7 protein-coding genes are annotated in these 9,908 nt (G+C 43.9%); all 7 read right to left on the bottom strand.

Annotation, left to right across the window (positions count from 1 at the left end):
- Nucleotides 1-118: 118 nt before the first annotated feature.
- On the bottom strand, nt 119-1,762 hold the full coding sequence (locus VF412_RS18525) for a methyl-accepting chemotaxis protein (RefSeq protein ID WP_331340761.1): 1,644 nt from the start codon (nt 1,760-1,762) through the stop codon (nt 119-121).
- Between the two features lie 223 nt (nt 1,763-1,985).
- The gene (locus VF412_RS18520; protein WP_331340760.1) at nt 1,986-2,639 is read right to left on the bottom strand and encodes a hypothetical protein; all 654 of its coding nucleotides are present in this window, start codon (nt 2,637-2,639) and stop codon (nt 1,986-1,988) included.
- Between the two features lie 15 nt (nt 2,640-2,654).
- Nucleotides 2,655-4,775: a hypothetical protein gene (locus VF412_RS18515; RefSeq protein ID WP_331340759.1), complete on the bottom strand. Its 2,121-nt coding sequence runs from the start codon at nt 4,773-4,775 to the stop codon at nt 2,655-2,657.
- A 23-nt stretch (nt 4,776-4,798) separates the two neighbouring features.
- Nucleotides 4,799-5,569: an outer membrane beta-barrel domain-containing protein gene (locus VF412_RS18510; RefSeq protein WP_331340758.1), complete on the bottom strand. Its 771-nt coding sequence runs from the start codon at nt 5,567-5,569 to the stop codon at nt 4,799-4,801.
- Nucleotides 5,570-5,583: 14 nt separating this feature from the next.
- On the bottom strand, nt 5,584-7,053 hold the full coding sequence (locus VF412_RS18505) for an AgmX/PglI C-terminal domain-containing protein (RefSeq protein WP_331340757.1): 1,470 nt from the start codon (nt 7,051-7,053) through the stop codon (nt 5,584-5,586).
- A gap of 14 nt (nt 7,054-7,067) precedes the next feature.
- The gene (locus VF412_RS18500) at nt 7,068-7,313 is read right to left on the bottom strand and encodes a hypothetical protein (protein WP_331340756.1); all 246 of its coding nucleotides are present in this window, start codon (nt 7,311-7,313) and stop codon (nt 7,068-7,070) included.
- Nucleotides 7,314-7,327: 14 nt separating this feature from the next.
- A partial coding sequence (locus VF412_RS18495; protein ID WP_331340755.1) for an adventurous gliding motility protein U occupies nt 7,328-9,908 on the bottom strand: 2,581 nt, incomplete at its 5' end.

Raw genomic sequence — 9,908 nt, 5'->3', positions numbered from 1 at the left:
CTTTGTTTTTTTCAAAATATAGTCCTCTAAAGTTTATTCTAGAGGAGAAAAAACCAAGAAGCCCTCTTAATGAGGGCTTCTTCGAGAGGATAATCTCAGGTCTTTTGCTTTCAAAAAACTAGAAACCGTCAGTGGTTCCCACTTTGCGACCTTCCTCTTCAAAAGGAATCACTTCTGAAGCAGGAGCGTCCTTTTTAGAGACGGGAGCCTTTGCTCGCATAGGCAGGACATTGTTTTTCTTTTTTGTCGCAGGGGATGCCACTGATGGATTTTTTTCAACGACTGGCGTCTCAACAAGAGTACCTGCACCGTGAATAACGCTGTTCAATTCAGTGGTTAATTCCAGAGCCGTGGTCGCAAGATTATTGATTTCGCCGCTTGTCGCAGCGATTTCTTCAGCAGAAGCTGCGTTTGATTGTGATGCTTGATCCAACTGATTCATGGCTTTGCTGATCTGTTGAATTCCTGTTGTTTGTTCAGAGCTTGCCGCCGCGATTTCATTATTCAAGTCAGAAACTTTTTTGATTGAAGTCACAATATTAGCCAAAACAGTTCCGCTTTTATCTGCGATGTTACTTCCGCGATCAATTTGTGATACGGATTCTTTGATCAGTGAAGAGATGTCTTTAGCAGAGGCCGCACTTCTTTGTGCAAGGGCGCGTACTGCTTCAGCGACGACCGCAAAACCTTTCCCTTGCTCTCCCGCACGGGCTGCCTCAACGGCGGCATTTAATGCAAGCAAGTTTGTTTGGAAAGCGATATCGTCGATAACCGAAATGATTTCTTCGATCTTCTTCGAAGACTGAGAAATGTCAGTCATAGATTCAATCAATGATTTGATTTCACGTTCCCCAGTCTCGGCAGCATCGCGAGAAGAAGCGGAAAGGGCTGCGGCTTGTTTCGCATTGTCCGAGTTCATCTGCACCATTGAAGACATTTCCTCAAGAGCTGCCACGGTTTCTTCGAGGGAAGCTGCTGCTTCCGTGGAAGATTGAGATAAACTGTTGCCGGCTTCATTCAATTGTTCAACAGAGGAAGCGACGTTACCACCTGCCTGAGTCAAACGACTGGCGATAGAGCTAACTGCTTTAGATATACTTGCCGCAATCCACAGCAAAAGGCCGAAAATTGCAAACCCACACAAGGCAGTTGTCAAAATCAACATATTAAGCACAGTCGTTTGGGTGGCACTAGCTTGTTTCGATTCGTCTTTACTGCGAGCTACATAGCTGAGGGCGGTGTTGCGAGAAAAATCGTTGACCACTGAAGCTTCGGTAGCGAAATCTCCCTTTGTCAGAAGTCTTTTTATTTCCTCTGCATTTTCTGGTTTATTTGCCTGCATCAGCTCATTTATCTTTTCCATCGACGCTACGATTTTGTCGAATTTGTCGTGAATGGCATCAAAGCTCTTTTGTTCTTCTGGAGTGAAGGGGGAAGCGATATAAGCCTTTAGATTTGACCTGTACTCGTCCAGACCTGTTGCCGCATTTTTAAGGGCATTGGTTTTTTCTTCTGGATTTGACGCATTCAGATAGTTCCATGTCATAAAGCCAAACTTATTACGCGATTGGCGAAGTTCATACAAAGAGACGAGGTTGGGAATCAAAGTGCCGTGGGCGCTATCAATGATGTCATTAAGCTTCCCCACGCCATTGTGAGAGATTGTAAATAGAATGGCAAATCCCGCGACGGGAACAAAGGCTGCGAAAAGAAGACGACCTTTAATACCCTTAAACCAACTTGAGAACGACGAATGATTCATTTGATACTCCTTAACTCAGGTGAATCTTCGGTATCCTTTTGACGGGGAATGAGTTTTCAGGGAAATTTGTATTTGATGTCCCCCATGTCTTTTCGGGGACGATCCTTGAGATATACCTTTGTCCAGGAAGATCTTCTCTAATCTTATTTGTTTTTGTGGTGAAAAAAAGAAAACGGAGGTTTTTTGCAACCTCCGTAATCTTTTAAAATGAAATTGAATTTGTTTACTTTACTTCAGCCAAAGAGTTGTAAGAGTCGCTGATTTTTTGTTGTCTTTCAACCTCTTTGCTCCAGCGTTTCACTTCACCTTGGTAGCCTTGCTGTTTCGCTTTCCATTCTTTTTCTTCGCTAGCTAGGCCACGAAGTTTCTGATTCACTTGATCGTTTTGTTCTTTCAAGTTGGATGCGCGTGACTGCCAAATCTTCTTTTCCTCTTGCACTTGATTCATCTGCATTTGGTAGTCGGCTATATTAGCTTCGCGTTTCTTTTGATTTTCTTTGATCTTGGCAATAGCAGCCTCGTACTCTTGAATCTTTTGGTTTTCTTGAGCGGTCTTAGCTTTTTCCTCGTTAATCAACTGATTGATGTCTTTTTCTTTCGCAGAGACCTTACCCATTGCTTGGTTGTTTTCATCAACCTGTGCTTGAACTTGTTTTTGTTGAGATTCAACCTGACCTTTCGCCTTAGCGACTTCGCCTAAGTTGCTATCAACAGTTTTTAGATTCTTTTCGTACTCAGTCAAATTTGTTTTTGAGTTGTTAAGGTTCGCTTTGATGCGATCAAGACCTTCCTTCGCGGATGTTTGTGCGAAAGCGGTCACGTTCAAGCTCATCAAAAGACCTAAAGTCATTGCTGTCATTGTATTAGAGAATTTCATTCGAGATTCCTTTCCTTATTGTCCAGACAAGCCTGCAACACTCGATTCTTGAGGGCAGACGTTTTTCAAAGAAGAACGATAGTGACCTACTTCGTCCTCCCAGATTTCACCTTTAAACTTCCAATTCAAACTCTTTTCTTTAGCAACTTTTAACTCAGGACGCTCTTTATCATTCACGTCACCACCAGCCATTTGATAGCGGATGTGCTCGCCGGCGCCAGAGTAAAGTTCATACTGAAGAACGTCGTTTTGATCTAAAACCTTGTTCAAGCTCGCTAGCATTTCACCAAAGCGCGATTGAAGAGTTTTAGAGGCTGCTGTACGCAACACATCTTTTTCTTTTTCGATGCGAGCAATACCTTTCATTCTCAGGTTCTTGATCGAGTTACGAGCTTTGTTTGCGATATGATACTGAATGCGATAGCTCAAAAGTTTCTTTTCAGCCAATTGCACAGCGTCGGCTACACTTTCAGAAGGACTGTCGCCTTTGATACCTTTTTTCGCATTCAAAAGCTCTTTGTTGGCAGCGTTTTGCTTGTTCAACAAGTCACGCTCCATTTTTACAAGAGTCAAGGCGATCTTATTGAAACGACCGATCTCGTCTTCGTAGTTGTTGATTTGCTTTTGCACGCTCATATAAGCAGGGTGGCGCGCTAGCTCCACGATGAAGGATCTTGGAAGACCGTCAACCTCTTTCAAGTCAGAGTTTTTGATCCAGCTTTTCACAGTATCGTAATAGGCCAAAGAATCTTTGTGGCTTGTGTTGTAAGCTTCAAGTTTCTTTTTCCATGGAGAATACTTTTGGCGCATTTCATTGAGCACTTGAGCACCATCACCATATTGGCAAAGATTCAAGTAACCCACAGTGCGCACAACGTAAGACTCTGGAGCAAACGCGTTTTTAAAGAAGTCTGTGTGAAGCGAGAACATATTGCCCGCGGCACCTTCATAGTCTTCGCCCAAGATTTGTGTCCAAGCGCTTTCGATCATGGCTTGCAACCACAATGGGTTTGACTTATCGACTTTCAAATAAGACTGGAAGGCATCTTTATACTGGCTTTTTTGGAACTGCATACGAGCCAATGTCAAAGCACCTACAGAACGGATCTGAGATGATTTGTCACCGTCAGTGATCTGCATCAATTTTTCAAGATTGATAACAGCATCATCAACTTTACCTTGGCGGTAGCTCAAAAGAGCTGACAACAGCAAAGCATCTGGATAACGGGGAGACGTCTCTGAAATATAAATCAAAGCATCTTCCACTTGGCCCAATTGACCCACTTCCGAATAATATTTCGCGCGAGTTAATTGGTAATCATCATTCTTAGTCACGTCTAATTCGTACTTTGCAACCAATGGGTCAATCAAAGCGATGTCAGAGTGTTCAAGAGTGTTGATGTTCTTAACTAAAGCTTCAGTGGCTCTTTGTTGCCACTCTTTGCTTTTCGTTTCTTTTGCGACTTGAATCATGTATTCGCGGAATTCAGAATTCAGGCCCATGCCCTTAGCTGTTTGAGCATAGTTATACAAAGCCTCGATGCGATGATCTGGATCATCCATCAACTCTGCGAAAAGACCCATGGCCAATTCGTAGTTCTTCTGGATTTCCAAGAAAATCATCGCTTGAAGAAGTTTGTAATCATTAGGTTTCATCTCGTCCATTTTAACAAGATTCACCTTAGGATCATTTGTTACAGGATCTGCAACAGGGTTTAGAACCTTGATGTCAGGGATTTTCTTGAATGCCTCGGCATCAGTGACTTGTTTAGGGCCGTTCACCACAACGTTGTAAGGAGCGATAGGAACCAACATAGGATCTACCGGTTGATGGCGACGAACTTCCGTTGTCTTAACTTCGACTGAAGCGGGTAGGCGCAAAGGACTTAAAGTCGCTGCTTGCACCATACGCTCTTCGCCAAGGTCAAGAACTGGGATATTCTTTACTTTGTAAACTTCAACTTTGCCCTTAACTACTTTCTTTTGATAAACGTCGAAAGTAGGAACCAGACTGCTTTTAACTTTCAAGGTTGCCGCTGCGGGACGGCCTGCATTGGTTACTGTCAATGCAGGATCTGCCCAAGCTGTCGCGCAAAGCCATGGAAGCGCTAAAAGAAGAGTCATTGGCTTATTCATAAAACCCCCGCCCTGGAGAATAATTAGTGCCAATAAGTGAAACCAAACATCAATGATGTATCGTTCACCATTTTCGAGCCAAGATCACGATTGCCTGATACAGTCGTGCCTCCAACAACAGTACCTGGCGCGTAATATTTCATTTGATCTTGGTTAGACCATGTATTGTTCAAGTCCACGCGGAACGCAAAGTGCTCCGAGAAGAAGATCTGTTGGAAAACGCCAAGTTTCGCAGCCATGGCGCTCTTAGATTGATCGCCTTCGCTTTCTTTAATGTCATAGTTCACAGCACCGACACCCAAAGAAACACCCATGTCGAAATAAATAATTGCTTTATCTAAGACGCTCATTTTCGCATAGAACGGCACCCAAATTCCTGAAAGGAAATAAGATGATTTAAACACGTTATGATCTGGAATGGCGCCGTATTGATCCACGAATTGCTTTACGGCATCGTTATCCTTCAAGTTTGCGCTGTTGTAGTTTGCTTCCAAACCCCAACGCTCGTTGAAGAAATAACCGACACTTGCAGACAGCATTGAACCTGAACTGTAAGGGTCATTGAATGGAATGCCTCCCTCTGCAGTTAGATAAAAGCGTTCTGCTTTTACATAGCGACGATTTTGCACGACGCTAAAGTCATCGTCTTTAGCAGCCCAATATTTTTGCTCAAGTTTTTTGATGTCGAGCTTGTCGCTGCCACGTTGTTGGTCTTTTGTGTTGGTGTTGTCACCTTGCTGTGCAAATGCTGAAGATGCCGCCAAGATGAATACCAAGAATGTTTTCTTAAACATGAATTACCCCCGCCTTAGTTTGTACTCTTGAATAAAAATGGATACGTTACTAGCACTCGAGTTCCCCCCTGTGGAGCAGGAAACTTCCATGCGGCAACCCTATTCAATATACATCCCTCAACGGTTGCGTTCTTAAGTGTTGTGTCCCCAATTAACTGCTGTTCGACTTGACCAGATGGTCCGATCGTAAATTTTACTGCGACTTTACCGAACAAATCGGGATTAGCGCTCAATTGTCTTTCGTAGCAATATAAGATTTGACCCAATTTAGATTTGATATATTGAGCGATGACCTCGCGATCCAAACCGCCAATAATTTCACTTTCTTCTTCGATCAAACCCACACCACCGGCGCCAGTGCTACCGGCTGCCATACCGCCCATGCCGGCAGCGTTTTTACCACCACCGCGACCATTTGTAGAAATCATCACGCCAGCGCCGTTCCCAGCGGCACCCCAGTCACGACCTGAACGTTCCATGGCGCCTACTGCTGCCAAAGCACGACCCGAAGGACCTGAGCCCGCTTTCACACCGTTTGCGAAAACAACGTTATTGCTTTTCGCACCTTGTGCGGAAACTTTACCTATCAACTGAGAGATACGACCACTCGAGATCGACTTCATCATGTTGGCGATTTTTCCGCCACCACCACCAGTTGGCATTTCAGCTTTTGGCCGTGCTGCTGCAGGAGCCTGCTTCACCACAACCTGCTGAGGGGCTTGTTTTGCCGCTTCAACTTTTTTGTGTCTTGGCTTGATTTCTGTTTTTACGATAATTTTTTGCGCCACTTTCGGTGGAGCTGTCTCTGCGATTTCATGACTCGCTTTAGGCGAGAAGATCGCAACTGTGATGAAGAATGCAGCGGCACCCAGCATCAAGATTACACCTTTTTTGGAATCGTCATCCACAAGTTGGCTAGGGGAGAAGCGCGCCATACGAGCCGCATCTTCCAAAGACAATGTTCTTTGGCTGACTTCCAATTCTCCAACCATTTGGCGGTGCCATTCTTGTGAAGGCACGCAAGCTACCTTGCTAGTAGAGAAAGAAGGTTTGAATTTCTTATTTAATGGAAGAATTTTTGTCTCAAGCACGCGGCCTGCTTGCTTTACCATGTAAAGTTGGAATTGCTTACCCAACTCTGCATTGTCACGACCGGCCTTTTCCAGACGCAGATAAAGATCTGCATCCTTCTTCACCGGAGTAAAGTGCAAAGTGCAGTCTTCAAGCTCAACGCTGATTTCTTGATTCAAAGCCATTGCTGTCGAGCCCTTCACTGAAGCGCTCGATGCCATGTCCATGTTCACATACCACCATTGGTTGTCATGAAATTCAAAAAGACCTTGGATACCTTTAGTACCTGGGGCAATTGAAATCACATCAGCCAAGCGGGATGAACCGAATGTATGTGTTGTTTCTGTAGAGCGTAATTTCCAAGTTTTTGCAGTCCCGTTTTTAAGAGACTGACGTACAATCAACGTGAGCATGTAACACCTCTCTCTTAGTTAAGGTACAAAGCTGATTCGCGAATACGGCTATCCATATCTTTTTGAACGTCATAAAGAGGCATAAATTTAACGCCTCTTTTCTGCACGAGATAGGCACCGTCAGGATTACGAATCGTACCCTTGAGGTTCATGTCACCAAAATTTACTTCCTGGATTTTACGTACGGTCTTTGTTTTAGCAAAACCCGCCGACGCCCCCAAGAGAATGAAAGCGATCATCGCTGTGATGATAGTTTTCACTTGTACCCTCCATACTACAAGTCTCCTGAGATAACGTTCTGACCGACTTTGTTTTGATTTTTTAAATACTGTATCTTCTTGCCTAACCAATCGCGCAATTCCATTTGCGAACTTGCTTTGAATGCTTTTTCGTAAGAATCCAAAGCGAGCGTTGGGCTTCCTTTGTAAGTTTCAAACAAGTGAGCTTGCTCCAAGAGGAAGTCGACATTGTCCTTCTTCGCAGTGAGCATGTCTTTCACAGTGCCCAAGGCCTTATCGACTTCGCCTTTTTGAGCATACGCATCACTCATCAAGACGCCTACATTGAAAGTATACAACTGTTCTTTACTCAGAGAAGAAAATTTTTCGATAGCTCTCGTAAAATCTCCCTCTGAGAAAGCCTTCACACCAGCGAAAGTTTGCATTTCTGTCGAAGGCATTTGCATGTCCAAAACTTTTTCGAAAAATTGCATTGATGCATTCAGGCCATCGTCTTTGTAAATCAAGCGAGCTTTTTGATATACGTAAGGCGCTGCTTCGGGTTGAAGCTTCAACGCTGCCTCAATCATCCACAAAGCTTTGTCAGTATAACCGCGAGCTTCGGCGCCCACGCTGGCATAGAACAAACCAAGTGCACGCGTGTCTTTATTTTTCGCAAGTTCTAGACCCAATTTTTCAACGATGTCGTACTGTCTAGAACCATAACAATTTCCTGCAACTTCGAGCGGATTTACTTTTGCAAGCTGACCTGTCAAGACCGCAGATTTATTACAAGTTTTTCCAGTGCGATTCTCAAGACGAGACACTTTTCCGATAGACATATCTGTCGAAGCCGGAAGGAAGGCTGCCATTTTATCAGCAGACGGATACTTCACAACTGGAGTCACTGTCTGGTCAACACGGATGCTGGCGTAATTTCTTTCTGTCGTCGCTGCTTGGCCTTTAGAAGCTGCAAGAACTTTTAACTTCGCTTCGTTGTCGTTCTTTTTGTCTTGGATCGGCTTCGTCAATTTAGCAAGCTCACCACGTAATTGGTTTTGTTCTTCAGGTTTCAGTGACGCTGGCAATGGCATGTTCGTCAATGAATCGATGAAGTTTGCATAGCAACGGTCGATACCGCGCATAGCCTCCAACTGTTGGTAAGGGTCCTTACTCATTTTCAAAGCCGTCACATAAGCTGTTTGTGCTTTGTCGAGTTTCTCAGTTTTAATACCAAGAACCATTGCGAATTTTGATTCGCTAGCTTTCACGCTTTGTTGCACCAATTCTTTTTCAAGAACATGGGCTTGGATCAAGCGTGCTTCGGCGCGAACTTCAGCAGGGGCACTGCGACCATTGGCTTTCATTGAAAGTTCGAAGGCCGCGGTCATTTTGCCAGAATCGAACAAAGCCTTAGCCTTAGCGATCATAATTTGAGTTGTGTAGGGCTCAATACCTTTCGCTTGGATTTGGTTTTGCAATTTAGCAAGTTCCGCAGAGTTTGGTTCTGACTTATAGGAATCCAAAAGCTTTCCGTATATACGCTCTAGAGTCTTATTATCTGCGGCACTCAAGATACCCATGTAAGCAGAACGAGCTTCCTTGATTTTCTTTTCAAGCAAATAGATGTCAGCGGCTGTTTCAAGGTGCTCGTTGCGACCTTTTTTATCAAGGTCAGCAATTTTCACCAACGTCTCTGCTGATTTTGAAATTTGGCCGACGTCAGCATAAGCTTTCGCCGCATCTTTCAACGCATCGAGATCTTTTTTGTCATCTGGATATTTAGTGACGTACTTAGAGCTCAATTCCGCAGCATCGAAGATTTTACCTTCAGTATAGTAGATACCGATAGCCTGCCACAAAGCATCTTGGGCCAATTTCGAACCGTCATGGTCTTTGGCGTAAGCAATAAGTTTTTGCGCTGCCTCGTCTTTGTCGCCAGTTTTTGCGAACTCTTCGACTTCAGTAAAGTGAGCTTCCTCATAAATCTTGTTCATGCTTTTTTTACGAGCATCGTCCGTTGAGGAACTCATTACTTGTTTAGAGAAAGCTTTAATACCAGCGTAGTCTTTCTTGATATTGAGCATATCAAGGACCAAGTCTTCTGATTTTTTTCTGATATCTGCGTTCTCTGCACCTTTTACCAGAGTCAATGGTTTCAACCATTTCTCTGCTTCTGGATAATTCGCTTCTTCATAGGCGATATGACCCAACTTGAACTTCACACCAACGGCGTATTTGCCAGTCGGATGTTTAGTCAAGTAGTTCATAGCCAAGTCTTTGCGTTCTTGCTCTTTCAGAGCATCTTTTTTCTGTTCGATGCTTTGTTCTTTAGAGAAAAGCGCAGCATAGTCAGCGTCGTGGCGCATGATATCTTCAGTGGATTTATCGCCCACCATTTTATATTGCGCGCTAGCTTCGTCGAATTTGCCTAGTTGGAACAAAAGTTCCGCGTAAGCATAGCGAGTTTTCAAATCAGGTTTTGCGGGGTCTTCGTTATCAAGCATCAATTTGAACAATTTTTGCGTCAACTCAGAGAACTCAACATTTTTCTTATTTTTACTCCAGATGTCCCACCATTTTTTAGTCATATCAAGACTTGTGTGACGGAAACCTTCCGTACAAGAAGTTTGAACA

The sequence above is a fragment of the Bdellovibrio sp. genome, assembly GCF_036384735.1.
Taxonomy (GTDB): domain Bacteria; phylum Bdellovibrionota; class Bdellovibrionia; order Bdellovibrionales; family Bdellovibrionaceae; genus Bdellovibrio.
The sequence above is the reverse complement of the archived record's forward strand: the minus strand, read 5'-3'. Positions and strand labels throughout refer to the sequence as shown.

Excerpts from the sequence above, each read along its gene's own strand:
- VF412_RS18510 (WP_331340758.1), bottom strand. The coding sequence starts at position 5,569 with ATGTTTAAGAAAACATTCTTGGTATTCATCTTGGCGGCATCTTCAGCA.
- VF412_RS18515 (WP_331340759.1), bottom strand. The coding sequence starts at position 4,775 with ATGAATAAGCCAATGACTCTTCTTTTAGCGCTTCCATGGCTTTGCGCG.
- VF412_RS18520 (WP_331340760.1), bottom strand. The coding sequence starts at position 2,639 with ATGAAATTCTCTAATACAATGACAGCAATGACTTTAGGTCTTTTGATG.
- VF412_RS18505 (WP_331340757.1), bottom strand. The coding sequence starts at position 7,053 with ATGCTCACGTTGATTGTACGTCAGTCTCTTAAAAACGGGACTGCAAAA.
- VF412_RS18525 (WP_331340761.1), bottom strand. The coding sequence starts at position 1,762 with ATGAATCATTCGTCGTTCTCAAGTTGGTTTAAGGGTATTAAAGGTCGT.